Origin of the sequence: Promicromonospora alba, assembly GCF_042654905.1 — a bacterium.
GTDB classification, from domain to species: Bacteria; Actinomycetota; Actinomycetes; order Actinomycetales; family Cellulomonadaceae; genus Promicromonospora; species Promicromonospora alba.
Map to the genome: position 1 here is coordinate 1 of NZ_JBHSFI010000002.1, position 13,443 is coordinate 13,443.

10 protein-coding genes and 1 riboswitch are annotated in these 13,443 nt (G+C 71.9%); of the genes, 4 read left to right on the plus strand and 6 right to left on the minus strand.

Annotated features, from left to right (window positions below):
* Positions 1-217: 217 nt before the first annotated feature.
* Positions 218-320, plus strand: a riboswitch (SAM riboswitch).
* Positions 321-328: 8 nt separating this feature from the next.
* Positions 329-2,725: a 5-methyltetrahydropteroyltriglutamate--homocysteine S-methyltransferase gene (gene metE, locus ACFO6V_RS03200; protein ID WP_377132157.1), complete on the plus strand. Its 2,397-nt coding sequence runs from the start codon at positions 329-331 to the stop codon at positions 2,723-2,725.
* A gap of 105 nt (positions 2,726-2,830) precedes the next feature.
* On the opposite strand, the gene ACFO6V_RS03205 is transcribed toward metE, so the two are convergent.
* The 6 genes from ACFO6V_RS03205 to ACFO6V_RS03230 all read right to left on the minus strand — a co-directional run bounded on the left by ACFO6V_RS03205 (position 2,831) and on the right by ACFO6V_RS03230 (position 9,905).
* On the minus strand, positions 2,831-4,423 hold the full coding sequence (locus ACFO6V_RS03205; RefSeq protein ID WP_377132160.1) for a ricin-type beta-trefoil lectin domain protein: 1,593 nt from the start codon (positions 4,421-4,423) through the stop codon (positions 2,831-2,833).
* Positions 4,424-4,571: 148 nt separating this feature from the next.
* Positions 4,572-5,576, minus strand: coding sequence for a LacI family DNA-binding transcriptional regulator (locus tag ACFO6V_RS03210; protein ID WP_377132162.1), 1,005 nt, complete (start codon positions 5,574-5,576; stop codon positions 4,572-4,574).
* Entirely contained in the window at positions 5,577-6,770 is a 1,194-nt protein-coding gene (locus ACFO6V_RS03215; protein ID WP_377132164.1) for a sugar ABC transporter permease, read from the minus strand.
* Complete coding sequence (locus tag ACFO6V_RS03220; RefSeq protein WP_377132166.1) at positions 6,767-7,582, minus strand: ATP-binding cassette domain-containing protein; 816 nt, start codon at positions 7,580-7,582, stop codon at positions 6,767-6,769. The genes ACFO6V_RS03215 and ACFO6V_RS03220 overlap by 4 nt, the downstream gene beginning before the upstream one ends.
* The gene (locus ACFO6V_RS03225) at positions 7,579-8,607 is read right to left on the minus strand and encodes a substrate-binding domain-containing protein (protein WP_377132168.1); all 1,029 of its coding nucleotides are present in this window, start codon (positions 8,605-8,607) and stop codon (positions 7,579-7,581) included. The genes ACFO6V_RS03220 and ACFO6V_RS03225 overlap by 4 nt, the downstream gene beginning before the upstream one ends.
* Before the next feature lie 179 nt (positions 8,608-8,786).
* A complete protein-coding gene (locus tag ACFO6V_RS03230; RefSeq protein WP_377132171.1) occupies positions 8,787-9,905 on the minus strand; it encodes an ROK family transcriptional regulator in 1,119 nt (372 codons plus the stop codon).
* Between the two features lie 339 nt (positions 9,906-10,244).
* Between ACFO6V_RS03230 and ACFO6V_RS03235 the strand changes: the two genes are divergently transcribed.
* From ACFO6V_RS03235 to ACFO6V_RS03245, 3 genes are all read left to right on the plus strand, one after another.
* On the plus strand, positions 10,245-11,531 hold the full coding sequence (locus tag ACFO6V_RS03235; protein ID WP_377132174.1) for an ABC transporter substrate-binding protein: 1,287 nt from the start codon (positions 10,245-10,247) through the stop codon (positions 11,529-11,531).
* Positions 11,532-11,629: 98 nt separating this feature from the next.
* Entirely contained in the window at positions 11,630-12,532 is a 903-nt protein-coding gene (locus ACFO6V_RS03240; RefSeq protein WP_377132177.1) for a carbohydrate ABC transporter permease, read from the plus strand.
* Positions 12,529-13,422, plus strand: a complete 894-nt coding sequence (locus ACFO6V_RS03245; RefSeq protein WP_377132180.1) for a carbohydrate ABC transporter permease — start codon at positions 12,529-12,531, stop codon at positions 13,420-13,422. Before ACFO6V_RS03240 ends, ACFO6V_RS03245 begins: the two co-directional genes overlap by 4 nt.
* Positions 13,423-13,443 lie beyond the last annotated feature (21 nt).

Below are 13,443 nucleotides of genomic sequence, written 5' to 3' on the forward strand. Positions count from 1 at the left end.
GCCCAACGCCTCAAGCAACTCTTCGAACAAGCCGCATAACTTGCACTGACCGCTTGACAACGCCGGCCTCGGCTGGCAGCAGGTGCATGGTCATCGGGCGGCGCGCCGGCCACCGCTGCGCTTGGCACACTTTTCGGCCGGTGACCAGCGATGACGCCGTCGTCTTGAAGGGTGGACGCTTTTCCGTTCACATCGCGGTCATGCTTACGATCCAGGTCAATCATCCAGAGCGGTCGAGAGTCCTGGCTCAACGACACCGCAGCAACCTGCCTCCGGAGCGCCAATTCCGGGCAAGGTGCTAACGCCAGGTCCGATGGAGCTGATACGCATGGCAGTCGAGTTCACGCACCTTCCCCACGCCACGATCCTGGGTTACCCGCGCATCGGCCGACGACGCGAGCTCAAGCGCGCCGTCGAGTCCTTCTGGGCCGGGCGCACCACCACCGACGAGCTGGAGACCACAGCCCGCGACCTGCGGCTGGCTACCGCTCGGCATCTCGCCGGACTGGGCCTGGACGGCGCGGCCGCCGTCCCCGGCTCGTTCTCGTTCTACGACCAGGTGCTCGACGCCGTCGCCCTGCTGGGCGCGGTGCCCGAGCGGTTCCGGGACCTGGTCTCGACGGACTCGGCCAGCGACGGCGCGGGCGCGCTCTCCCTGGAGGGCTACTTCACGCTGGCCCGCGGCGAGGGCGACAAGCCGCCGCTCGAGATGACCAAGTGGTTCGACACGAACTACCACTACCTCGTCCCGGAGATCGGGCCGGACACCCCGATCGGGTTCGTGGACGACCGCGTGGTGCGCCAGTTCACGGAGCTCGCCCGGCCCGCCGACGGCGGCCAGGCAGTCGTGACCCGCCCCGCGCTCGTGGGCCCCGTGACGTTCCTGCTGCTCAGCAAGGCGGCTGACGAGGCACCCGACGGCTTCCACCCGCTCGACCGGCTCGACGACGTCGTCGCCGCCTACGCCGACGTGCTGCGCGCGCTGGCCGCCGCCGGCGCCCCCTGGGTGCAGCTCGACGAGCCCGCGCTGGTCACCGACCTGCTCGACGTCCCGTTCCCCGATGTAGCCGACGCCGTCCGCCGGGCCTACACGCGGCTCGCCACGGAACTCTCCCCCGCTACCGGCGCGACCGGCACCGCCGAGCGCCCCTCGATCCTGGTCACCGCGCCGTACGGCGACCTGCGCAGCGAGGCGGGCGACGGCCTCGCGCTGCTCGCCGGCACCGATGTCGAGGCGATAGCCGTCGACCTCGTCAAGGGTGCCGTCCCCACCGGCCCCGTGGCCGGCCTGGACACCAAGACCCTGGTGGCCGGCGTCGTCGACGGGCACAACATCTGGCGCGCCGACCTCGACGCGCGCCTGACCACGCTCGAAGGCCTGTCCGCACTGCAGGCCGGAGCGATCGCCGTCGGCACCTCGACCTCGCTGCTGCACGTGCCGCACGACGTCGCCGACGAGCCCCGCCTCGACGCCGGCCTGAAGTCGTGGCTCGCGTTCGCCGACCAGAAGGTCGCCGAGGTCGTGACGCTGGCGACCGGCCTGACCGGCGGCCGGACGGCGGTCGCCGACGCGCTCGCCGCCTCGACGGCCGCGGTGCGGTCCCGCGCCGAGGCGCCCGGCGTCGTCGTACCGGAGGTGCGCGAGCGGACGGCGGCCCTGACCCCCGCCGACGTCGAACGCGCGCCGTACGCCGAGCGGGCCGCGGCCCAGCAGGCGAAGCTCGACCTGCCGCCGCTGCCGACCACCACCATCGGCTCGTTCCCGCAGACGGCGGAGATCCGCAAGACCCGGGCGGCCTGGGTGCGCGGCGAGCTGTCGGACGCCGAGTACACGACGGCCATGCGCGCCGAGATCGCGAGCACCGTGGCGCTCCAGGAGGAGCTGGGCCTGGACGTGCTGGTGCACGGCGAGCCCGAGCGCAACGACATGGTGCAGTACTTCGCCGAGCAGCTCGACGGGTTCGTGACCACGGTGCACGGCTGGGTGCAGTCGTACGGCTCGCGCTGCGTGCGCCCGCCGATCCTGTGGGGCGACGTGTCCCGGCCCGCGCCGCTGACCGTGGAGTGGACGGCGTACGCGGCGTCGCTCACGGACAAGCCCGTCAAGGGCATGCTCACGGGTCCGGTCACGATCCTCGCGTGGTCGTTCGTGCGCGACGACCTGCCGCTGGGCGACACCGCCGACCAGGTAGCCCTCGCGCTCCGGGACGAGGTGACGGACCTGGAGGAGGCGGGCATCGGCGTCGTGCAGGTGGACGAGCCCGCGCTGCGCGAGCTGCTGCCGCTGCGCAGGGCCGACCACCCGGGGTACCTCGACTGGTCGGTGCGCTCGTTCCGGCTCTCGACCGCCGGGGCCGACACAGCCACCCAGGTGCACACGCACCTGTGCTACTCGGAGTTCGGCCAGGTCATCGGCGCGATCGACGGCCTGGACGCCGACGTGACGTCTGTGGAGGCGGCGCGGTCCCGCATGGAGATCGTGCCCGAGCTGGCCGACGCGGGCTACGGGCGCGGCATCGGGCCGGGCGTCTACGACATCCACAGCCCGCGCGTCCCCTCGGTCGAGGAGGTAACGGAGCTGGTGCGGCTAGCCGCCAAGTCGATCGACCCGCGCCTGGTCTGGGTCAACCCGGACTGCGGCCTCAAGACCCGCGCCTACGCGGAGACCAAGGAGTCCCTCCGCAACCTGGTGAAGGCAACGGAAGAGGTCCGCGCCACCCTCTGACCCACCCGGCCCGCCCGCACGGGTCGCCGAAGTAGAGCGCCTGTCCGTGTCTCCCTGGTGATCCCAGGGAGACACGGACAGGCGCTCTACTTCGGCGTACCGATGTCAGCCGACGCGCCACTTCTGGGCCGCCGTGCCGTTGCAGGTCCAGATCTGCAGCTGCGTGCCGTTCGCGCTGTTGCCGTTGGGGACGTCCACGCACTTGTTCGCGAGGATCGAGACCAGGTCCCCCGCGCCGCTGAGCGTGAACCGCTGGGCAGCGTTGCCGCTGCAGTTCGCGAGCTGCACCGCGGTGCCGTCCGCTGTGTTGGCCCAGGCGACGTCCATGCACTTGCCGCCGGCGCGCAGGGTGCCGTCGGAGTGGAAGGTCCAGCGCTGCGCCGCCGTGCCGTTGCAGGTCCAGATCTGCAGACGCTTGCCGTCGATGAACTCGGAGTTGGGGACGTCTATGCACTTGCCGCCGACGCCGATCAGGGCCTGTCCGCCGCCGCCCGACGTCGTCGTGAGCTGCAGCCCGTACGTGCTCAGGATCGGGTTCAGCGGCTGGTAGATGAACCGGCCGCCCGAGGAGCAGTCGCCGATCCGGCCGGACGTGACGCCCTGCGCCTGGTCGCCCGACAGCACCGAGCCGCCGGAGTCGCCGCCCTCGGCGCACGCCGAGCCCGTCGCCATGCCGGGGATGTCACCGTTGCCGTAGTTGATGGTGACGTTCTTCTCCTGGATGACGCCGCAGCGCCAGCCCGTCGTGCGGCCCGAGCGGCACACCGTCGCGCCGATCCCCTGCTCCGCGGAGCCGGCGACCGCCGCCGTCCCGCCCGCGTAGTTGTTGACGCGCGGGGTGGGCGTCCAGTTGCTGTTGGTCGCCACCCAGGCCCAGTCGTGCCCCGGGAACGTCGACGCGCGGTAGGTGCCGAGCGCCGCGCCGTCGGGTGCGTTGACCGGGTTGCCGGCCGCGCCGCAGTGCCCGGCGGTCACGAACCCGCCCTGCACGGCGAAGCCGATCGAGCACAGCGTGACGAACCCGTCGCCCGTCGGCCGGTGGAACTCGTCGCCGCCGCGGATGTCGCGCGCGATCTCGGGCGCGACCTTGGACTTCTCGATCCGCACGACGCCGGCCGGCAGGTCCGCCTCGGCGACCATCGCCCTGGCCTCGGCGACGTCGGCGGCCCGGACGACCACCTCGTTGGTGGTCGGATCCGCGTACCAGGCGTGCACCGACGGCGCGGCGCCCACCTTGTCCAGGGACTCCTTCCACGAGGTGAGCGCCTCGAGGCTGTGCGGGACGACGACGGCGTCGGCGCCCGCCCGCTCCGCGATCTTGGCCGCCGCGGGAGTGGTGACGGCGACCCGGGGCGCGTCCGCGCCGTCGGGCAGCCAGGTGCCCGCGTAGGCGCCGCCGAGCCGGGCCGTGAGATGGGCCTCGACGATCGCGGCCTCGGCGTCGAGGGCGAGCCGGCCGGGGATCTCGGCGCGGGTGAGGCCGAGGTCGCGCACCATCGCGCGGACCTGGGCGTCGGGGAGGTCGGTGGCGGACTGCTTCGTGCTGAGCTGGGCGGTGCTGGACTGGCTGGTGCCGGCCGACGTCTGCGAGGGCGGCGCTGCCCCCGCTGCGGCGGCTCCGGTGAACGTTGTACCGACGACGATCGCGGCGGCCGACAGCGCTATCAGAGAGCGGGAGGCTCTCAGGGATCGTGACATGGTGTGCTCCTCATCAGGCCTGGGGAACCGGGTGCCTGGGAGCGTATTGACGCCGCGTCACCACCAGAACGGGTGGGACGGCGTCGTGTGGAAAGTACGTATCACCCCTTATGTGCCCCAGAGGTGGGGCAAGGGACGACGAGAACCGTCAGCGGGGCGGGCGCTCCCCGCTCCCCCGGGCGACCACCCGGGTCGGCAGCACCACGAGCTCGACGGGCCGCGCGGGGTCCGCCGACCGCGCGACGGCGAGCTCGGCAGCACGGCGGCCCATCTCCACGGCGTCGTAGGCCACGACGGTGATGCCCAGCAGGTCGGCGAGCTCGAAGTCGTCGAAGCCGACGACCGCCACATCGTCGCCGCCCGGCGCGTCCCGCAGCGCCTGGAGCGTCCCGACGGTCACGCGGTTGTTCGCGGCGAGCACCGCGGTGGGCGGGTCCGGGGCCGCGAACAGCTCCACCACCAGGTCACGGGCGGCAGCGACGGAGTGCGCGCCCGAGCGGTGCAGCCGCTCGGCGTCGGGCACCCCGGCGTCGCGCATGGTGGCGAGGAACTCGGTGCTGCGTTCCTGGTACGTCCACAGGTGCGGCTCGTCGCCCACGAAGGCGATGCGGCGGTGCCCGCGCGCGAGCAGGTGGTCGACGGCGGCCCGCGTGCCGCCGCGGTTGTCGATGACCACCGTGTCGACGTCCATCCCGGCCGCCGGCCGGTCCACGGCCACCACGGTCAGCCCGGCGGCGATCTCGGCCTGCAGCGCCGAGTGGTCGGCGCCGGCGGGCGTCACGATCAGCGCGCCGACGCGCCGTTCGAGCAGCTCGCCGGTCAGCGACCCCTCGCGCGCGGGGTCCTCGTCGGACGATGCCGTGAGCAGTTGCAGCCCGTGCTCCCGCAGCTCCCGCTCGATGCCGCTGGCGAGGGCGGAGTAGAACTGGTTGGCGAGGTCGCCGGTGATGAAGCCGACCAGGCGCGAGAAGCCGCCGCGCGCGAGGTCGGCGGCCACCGCGTTGCGCCTGAAGCCCAGCGAGGTGGCGGCGTCCTGCACCCGTTCACGCGTGGCGGCGGCCACGTTGGGCTCCCCGTTGAGCACGCGGGAGGCTGTCTTCAGGCTCACCCCCGCGGCCTCGGCCACCACTGCCAGCGTCGGACGACGGATCATTCAGGCCTCCCGGCGCTTGCGCAGCAGCATGTCGATGATGATCGCCAGCAGCAGGACGGCACCGGTCACCATGTAGCGGGCCGCCTGGTCGACGTTCATCAGCGTGAGCCCGTTGGCGATGGACTGGATGACGAGCACCCCGAGCACCGCGGACCACGCGCTGCCCCGTCCGCCGAACAGGCTGGTCCCGCCGATCACCGCCGCGGCGATCGCCACGAGGTAGGTGTCGGCGCCGCCGGTGCCCTGGTTGGCGGCGCCCAGGCGGCCTGCCGCGAGGACACCGCCGAGCGCGGCGAGCGTCGAGCAGGCCACGAAGCACAGCACGACGGTGCGCCGCACGGGCACGCCCGCGAGCATCGCCGCCCGCCGGTCACCGCCCACCGCGCGCACGGACCGGCCCCACCGCGTACGGCGCAGCAGCACGTCGGTGACCACCACCAGCAGCGCGAACAGGAGCACCGACCAGCCGATGCCGCGCGCGGTGCCCGCGTACAGGTAGGCCACTATCGCCGACAGCACCGCGGCCAGGACGAAGGTGCGGACGACGATCTGCGGCACGCTCGCGCAGGCGAGGTCCGCGCGCCGTCGTCGGGCCCGGGCGGCGACCTGCAGGGCCGCCGAGGCGACCACCGTCACGGCGACCAGCGCCCAGGCGAGGCCCGGGGGCAGGAACCCCTGCTGCACCGAGCGGACGAACCACGACTCGAACGGCAGGTTGATCGAGCCCAGCGGGCCGAGCACGCGCAGCTGCACCCCGGCGAGGAACAGCAGCCCGGCCAGGGTGAACACGAAGCTGGGCAGCCCGAGCCGCGTCGAGAGCGCGCCGTAGCCCAGCCCGACCACTACCCCGCAGGCCAGGGCGGCGAGGATCGCGACAGCCACCGGCCAGCCCAGGGTCACGGAGCCGACGGCGACCACCGCCGCCGCGAGCCCGCTGAGCGACCCGACGGACAGGTCGATCTGGCCCACGAGGAGCACGAGCACGACGCCGAGCGCTATGACACCGACGGGGGCGCTCTGCAGCGTGAGGTTGACGAGGTTCTCGGGGGCGAGGAAGGCGGGGTTGACGGCGCCGAGGATCAGCCAGATGCCGGCGAGCGCGGCGACGATCGGCAGCAGGCTGTTGCGGCCGCGCATGCGCTGCCAGACGGCGCCGGGCAGGCCCGCACCGGTGACGCTCGGCCCCGCGCTCATCGGCGTGCCGCCCGGTCCGGTCCGGCCTGCTCTGTACCCGTTCGCTGGGCTCCGGCCGGCTTGGTCCCGGACTGCTTGGCCCCGGGCCGGACGGCGCCCGTCATCGCGGCGAGCAGGTCCTCGTAGGACGCGTCGCCGTCGAACACGTCGTGCACGCGGCCCAGTCGCAGCACGAGGATCCGGTCCGCGACGGCCTGCAGGTCGCCCGCCTGGTGGCTGACCAGGACGACGGCGTGGCCGCGCTCCCGCAGGCGAACGATCAGGTTGAGCACCTCGGCGGTCTGGCGTACGCCGAGGGACGCCGTCGGCTCGTCGAGGACGACCACGCGCGGCGAGCCGAGCAGCGCACGCGCCACCGCGACCACCTGGCGCTGGCCGCCGGACAGCGTGCGCACCGGTTCGCGCACGGTGGGCACGCTGGCGGCGAGCTGGTCGAGCAGGCGCCAGGCCTCGCGTTCCATGGCCACCTCGTCGAGCAGGGGCCCGCGCCGGGTCTCGTGCCCGAGGAACAGGTTCTCGACGACGTCGAGGTCGTCCACGAGCGCCAGCTCCTGGAACACCGCGGCGATGCCGAGCGCGCGGGCCGCGGCGGGCGAGCCCAGCACCACGGGGCGCCCGTCGAGCAGCACCTGACCGATGTCCGGCCGGTGGGCGCCCGCGAGGACACCGGCGAGCGTGGACTTGCCCGCGCCGTTGTCGCCGACGACGGCGAGCACCTCGTGCTCGTGCACGTCGGCGTCGACGTCGACCAGGGCGCGGACGCCGCCGAACCGCTTGGACACGCCCCGCAGGGAGAGCACCGGGTCGCTCATGACTCCTCCTGCCCGATCAGGCCGGCACGCTCGCACGCGGCCTCGTACGCGGGCACGCAGATCTGCTCGGTGGAGTAGACCCGTCCGTCGACGATCACGTGCTGGACGTCGGCGGCCGCGACCGCGCGGGGTGCCAGCAGCATCGTCGGCACACCCTTGATGACCACGCTCGCACGGGGGTCCTCCCCGCGCAGCACGCGCACTGCCAGCTCGGCGGCCGTCTGGGCCTGCTGGTCGGTCGCCTTGTAGACGGTCATGAACTGGTCCCCCGCGATGATCCGCTGGACCGCGGCGAGCTCGCCGTCCTGCCCGGTGGTGACGGGCACGGGGTCGAGTCCGGCGGCCTTCGCCGCGGCGATCGCGCCGCCCGCCATGCCGTCGTTGGCAGCGAGGATGCCGTCGACCTGGCCCGGGTACCTGGTCAGCATCGCCTCGGTCCACTCGGTGGCCTTGTCGGGGCTCCAGTCGGGCGTGTAGTGCTCGGCGAGCACGTCGATGTCCTCTCCTTCGAGGGCGCGGCGGGTGCCGGCCGCGATCGCGAGCGCGTTGGGCTCGGTCGCCGAGCCGTGCACCAGCAGTACCCCTGGCCGTCCGTCGTCGGAGCCGTCCGAGCCGTCGTCGGCCCGTTCTCCTGCTCGCTCGTCGACTCTCTCCTTGACCGCGCCGACCAGGGCCGAGCCCAGCAGGAAGCCGATGAACTCGTAGTCGTACGACACGTAGTAGTCCGCGCCGTCCACGAACCGATCGTAGGCGATCACCTGCGCACCGAGCCTCTTGGCCTGCACCACGATGCCGACGGCGGCGACGGTGTCCACGGCGTCGAGCACCAGCACGTCGGCGCCCTGCGCGAGCATCGACTCGGCCTGCTGGAGCTGCGCGGCGGCGTCCTGCCCCGCGTTGGCGTACAGGACCGTGCAGCCGGGGCAGCGACGGTCGACGACCGACACGAACGTGGGCCGGTCGGAGGCCTCGTACCGCGCGGTCTGCGCCTCGGGCAGGAGCAGCCCGATGGTCCCCTCGTGCACGGCCCCCTCGGCTCCGGCCGACCCCCCGGGCCCGCTAGCCCCACCCCCGCTACACCCGCCAACCAGAAGCCCAACCGCCACCACCCACCCCACCGCCCGTTGAGTGCGTGATATCTGCCCCCTCGAAACGGTTCGACGGGGCAAATACCCAGCACTCAACGGGCGAAGAATCGGGAAGGTCACTGGGCCACTCCTAGGGAGCCGAACATGCGGGCCTGGTCCAGGGCGGCCGCCAGGGCGCCGCGGACGCCCGCGTCCGCGCCCAGGGTCGACGGGATCACCTCGACGGGGCCGCGGGACGTCGCCACGATGCGCTGGCCGAGCGCGGTGCGCAGCGGGTCGAGCAGCACGTCCCCGGCCTCGGCGAGGGTGCCGCCGATGACCACGACGTCGGGGTCCACGAGGTTGCACAGGTTGGCCAGCGCGATGCCGAGGTGCCGGCCGGCGTCGAACACGACGCGCCGGCAGCCGGCGTCGCCGTCGAGCGCGCGGGCCACGAGGTCCGCGAGGGTGAGGTGCCCCGCCTCGGGAGGGAGCATCGACAGGAGGCTGGTGGCGCCCACCAGCATCTCGAGGCAGCCGCGGTTACCGCAGCGGCAGACGGGACCGTGCTCGTCGACGGACACGTGCCCGATCTCGCCGGCCACCCCGGACCTGCCGTGCAGCGCCCGGCCGCCGAGCACCAGGCCGCCGCCCACGCCGTGCGAGACCCGGACGTAGGCGACCGAGTCGTATCCCGCTCCGGCGCCGAACCGGGCCTCCGCGATCGCGGCGAGCGTCGAGTCGTTGTCGGCGGTCACGGGGACGTCGAGCTCGGCGCCCAGGATCTCGTCGACGTGCACGCCGTCCCAGCCGCGCATCATGCCCACGGTCACCACCTGGCCGGTGCGGATGTCGACGGGCGCGGGCACCCCGACGCCGACGGCGAGGAGCTCGGACGGGTCGGCGTCCACCGCCTCCATCATCTCCCTGACCAGCATCGCGACGCGCTGCAGGCCGGCGTCGGCGCGGTGGTCGGGGGCGAGCGGCATGCGCTGCTCGGCCAGGACCCGCATGGAGGCGTCGGAGAGCGCGACACTGAGCGAGCGCATGCCGAACCGGATGCCGGCGACCACGCCGAGGTTGCGGGCCAGGGTCACCTGGAGGGCGCGCCGGCCGTTGCGCGTGGACTGCGCTGTGTGGAGCACACCGGCGGTGGTGAGCTCCTTGACGATGTTGGAGATAGTGGCTGGGGACAGCCCTGTGACGCCGGCCAGCTCGATCTGCGTGAGCGAGCCACGCTGCTGGACGGCGCTCACGATACGGGCTCGGTTGGCCTCACGGAGTGAGGTCTGCGAACCCGGTGTTACCCGATCCGCGCGCACAGCGCCCAGGGTAACCGCCTTCCGGGGCACTATGCGGGGTTTGGATACACGAACTGAACCTTGAGGTCACGATCAGGCGTCGCTTGCGTTCAATTCTTGACACCAACGCGGCTCGGTCGTTCGAATAGGACCCGGGTTCACGGGCGTACAGGCGCGCCCGGCCGGTCGCGGGAACGATGTGGTCCTGGGCGCGAAGTGACTTCACCTTCGGCGCGCACCACGACGTCGTCCGGGTCGGTGCTCCAGCGACCGAGGAAGGTTGAGGGACCCCAGATGCGTTCGAACCGGAGGATTACCGCGACGGTGGCGACAGCCGCTGTTCTCGGTCTCACGCTGGCCGCGTGCGGCGGCGGGAACACGGGTGGCGACGGCGGCGGCCAGGGTGGCGGCGACCAGGTCGAGGTGTTCACCTGGTGGGCGGCCGGCTCCGAGAAGGCAGGCCTCGACGCCCTGGTCGGCGAGTTCGAGAAGCAGCACCCCGACATCGAGTTCGTCAACGGCGCCGTCGCCGGTGGTGCGGGCTCCGCCGCCAAGGACCTGCTGCAGACCCGCCTGCAGGCGGCGGACCCGCCGGACACGTTCCAGGCCCACGCGGGCGCGGAGCTGCAGGACTACATCGACGCCGCGCAGATCGAGGACGTCTCCGACCTCTACGACGAGTTCGGGCTGACGGACGCGTTCCCGGCCGACCTGGTCGACCGGCTCTCGTCGGACGACGGCGCGATCTACTCGATCCCGTCGAACATCCACCGCGCGAACGTCGTCTGGGCCAACCCGACGGTGCTCGAGGAGAACGGGATCGACCCCGAGGCCGAGTACGCGGACCTCGACGCGTGGATCGCCGACCTCGAGACCCTCGACGCCGCAGGCGTCACGCCGCTCTCGGTGGGCACCACCTGGACCCAGGTGCACCTGCTCGAGACGGTGCTGCTCGCCAGCCTGGGCGCCGACGCGTACAGCGGGCTGTGGGACGGCAGCACCGACTGGGAGGGCGCCGAGGTCACGGCCGCGCTCGAGAACTTCGAGACCCTCATGGGCTTCACCAACGACGACCGTGACGGTCTCGACTGGCCCGAGGCCACCCAGATGGTGATCGACGGCGGTGCCGCGTTCAACGTCATGGGCGACTGGGCCGTCGCGGCCTTCGAGGAGCAGGACAAGGCGCTGGGCACGGACTTCACGGCGGCCCCGGTCCCGGGCACCGACGGGACGTTCGACTTCCTCGCCGACTCCTTCACGCTCCCGGTCGGCGCGCCCGACCCCGAGGGTGCCAAGGCCTGGCTGGAGACCGTCGGCTCGCTCGAGGGCCAGGTCGCGTTCAACAAGGCGAAGGGCTCCATCCCCGCCCGCACCGACGCCGACCCCGCGGACTTCTCCGAGTACCAGCAGACCGCCATCGAGTCGTTCGCGAACGACACGATCGTGTCCTCGCTGGCCCACGGCGCGGCCACCCCGGTGGCGACGCTCAACGCGATCTCCGACGCGACCAGCAAGTTCACCACCGGCGCGTCCGACCTGGCCGGGTTCCAGTCCGAGCTGGCAGCCGCCGCACAGGGCTGACACCGCCGCACGTCGCGCGCCGTCGGGGCTTCCCGACGGCGCGCGGCTGCGCCCACCGTCTCGCCCACCCATCTCGCCCATCCATCTGGGGTACCTACATGATCAACAAGCTGCGGCGACTCGGGCCACCGCTCCTCCTGCTCGCCCCGTCCCTGATCCTCATCGGCGTCTTCGTCTACGGGCTGATCGCGGCCAACTTCACGACGTCGCTGACGGACAACCACACCGCGGCGCAGGCCACCGGTCAGAAGCCCACCGCCTTCGTGTGGTTCACGAACTACCTCGACCTGCTGGCCAGCGAGGACTTCCAGCACTCGCTGATGAACCTCGTCCTGTACACGATCGTGTTCCTGGCCGGGACCATGGTCATGGGCTTCCTGTGGGCCTGGATGCTCGAGAAGCCGGTCAGGGGCGAGGGGCTCTTCCGCTCCGTGTACCTCTTCCCGATGGCGGTCTCGTTCGTCGCCTCGGGCGTGGTGTGGCGCTGGCTGCTCAACTCCAACCAGGACGACAAGGCCTCCGGCCTGAACCGCCTGTTCCAGATGGTCGGGCTCGACGCGCTGCAGAACAACTGGTGGAACAACGTCACGTTCGGCATCGTCGCGATCGCCATCCCCGCGATCTGGCAGCTGTCCGGCTACGTGATGGCGCTGTTCCTCGCCGGGTTCCGCGGCATCCCCGAGGAGCTGCGGGAGGCCGCGCGGATCGACGGCGCGAGCGAGTGGAAGCTTTACCGATACGTCCTGTTCCCGCAGCTGTCGCCGGTCGCGCTGTCCGCGCTGATCATCATCGGCCACATGTCGCTCAAGGCGTTCGACCTCATCATGTCGATCTCCAAGCCGGCCAACTACCAGACCAAGGTTCCCGCCGTCGACATGTACGTGTTCAAGTCGAGCTTCGACTACGCGAACGCCGCCGCCGTCGGCTCGATCCTGCTGATCATCGTCGCGCTCGTCATCGTGCCGTACCTGATCCGCACGAACCGCGAGGAGAAGCGATGACCGCCGCGACCAACGTGCTCGCCAGCCCGCGCCCGGCGCCCGCCGGCCCCCCGCCGCGCGTCAGCAGGAGCCGCTACTCCCTGGCCCGGACCCTCAAGTACGCGGGCCTCATCTTCTTCCTGGTAGTGGTCCTCATCCCGGTGTACGTGCTGCTGGTGACCAGCTTCAAGGGGACCGGCGACGCCGACCCGAGCCGCGCGTGGGCGCTGCCCCAGCTCTGGACGCTCGACAACTGGGCCACCGCCTGGACCGCGCTGTCCCCCGCGATCCTGCGCAGCCTCGCGATAGTGGTGCCGAGCTCGATCATCTCGGCGTTCCTCGGGTCGCTGAACGGGTTCGTGCTGGCCCGGTGGAGCTTCCGCGGCGCGGACCTCGTCTTCACGCTGATCCTGTTCGGGATGTTCATCCCCTACCAGGCGGTGATGATCCCGCTGAACCAGCTGGTCCTGAACCTCGGCGTGCCCACAGGTGTGCCGACGCTGATCATGCTGCACGTCGTCTACGGCATCCCGATCACCACGCTGATCTTCCGCAACTACTACATGACGGTGCCGCACGAGCTCATCGAGGCCGGACGCGTCGACGGCGCGGGCATGCTGCGCACCTACTGGTCGATAGTCCTGCCGATCTCGATCCCGAGCTTCGTCGTGGTCCTCATCTGGCAGTTCACCTCGGCATGGAACGACTTCCTGTTCGCGGTGTTCTTCTCGTCGTCCCAGAACGGCCCGGTCACGGTCGCCCTGAACAACCTGGCCAACGGTGCGCTGCTGCAGAACTACGGCGTCTCGATGGCGGGCGCGCTGTTCGCGTCGCTGCCCACGCTGCTGGTCTACATCGTGCTGGGCAAGTACTTCGTGGGCGGCCTGATGTCGGGGTCGGTCAAGGGCTAGTTCCAGGGCCGAGGGCTAGGG

Coding starts and splice junctions, on each gene's coding strand:
- metE (WP_377132157.1), top strand. CDS start 329: ATGGCAGTCGAGTTCACGCACCTTCCCCACGCCACGATCCTGGGTTAC.
- ACFO6V_RS03205 (WP_377132160.1), bottom strand. CDS start 4,423: ATGTCACGATCCCTGAGAGCCTCCCGCTCTCTGATAGCGCTGTCGGCC.
- ACFO6V_RS03210 (WP_377132162.1), bottom strand. CDS start 5,576: ATGATCCGTCGTCCGACGCTGGCAGTGGTGGCCGAGGCCGCGGGGGTG.
- ACFO6V_RS03215 (WP_377132164.1), bottom strand. CDS start 6,770: ATGAGCGCGGGGCCGAGCGTCACCGGTGCGGGCCTGCCCGGCGCCGTC.
- ACFO6V_RS03220 (WP_377132166.1), bottom strand. CDS start 7,582: ATGAGCGACCCGGTGCTCTCCCTGCGGGGCGTGTCCAAGCGGTTCGGC.
- ACFO6V_RS03235 (WP_377132174.1), top strand. CDS start 10,245: ATGCGTTCGAACCGGAGGATTACCGCGACGGTGGCGACAGCCGCTGTT.
- ACFO6V_RS03240 (WP_377132177.1), top strand. CDS start 11,630: ATGATCAACAAGCTGCGGCGACTCGGGCCACCGCTCCTCCTGCTCGCC.
- ACFO6V_RS03245 (WP_377132180.1), top strand. CDS start 12,529: ATGACCGCCGCGACCAACGTGCTCGCCAGCCCGCGCCCGGCGCCCGCC.